General features: G+C 39.0%; 1 rRNA gene. It reads left to right on the top strand.

Annotated features, from left to right (window positions below):
• Positions 1–270: 270 nt before the first annotated feature.
• A 16S ribosomal RNA gene (locus H5118_RS20450) occupies positions 271–351 on the top strand; the annotation flags it as partial.

Genomic DNA, 351 nt, shown 5'->3' on the forward strand with positions numbered 1-351 from the left:
AATATGCGCAGCCCTAGCGAGATAAAGTTCAACTTTATAATCGCAACGTTCTTTAACAATATAAAGCAATCATCTGTGTGGGCACTCGTACAGATTGAGTTCTAACAGCCAAGCTACTTAGGTAGTGAGGCAAACAAATTAGAGTCTCAATTGAAACTGAGTGACCAACAGCAATAACTACTTCGGTAGGAATTGCAGCACAGTCAATTCAATATCGAAAGATATTAAAAATTCAGAATTCATTGAGCTGTCGAAAGACATAAAACTTTTTAATTGAAGAGTTTGATCATGGCTCAGATTGAACGCTGGCGGCAGGCCTAACACATGCAAGTCGAGCGGTAACAGAAAGTA

Origin of the sequence: Pseudoalteromonas sp. SR41-1, assembly GCF_014164015.1 — a bacterium.
In the GTDB taxonomy this organism is placed as follows: Bacteria; Pseudomonadota; Gammaproteobacteria; order Enterobacterales; family Alteromonadaceae; genus Pseudoalteromonas; species Pseudoalteromonas distincta.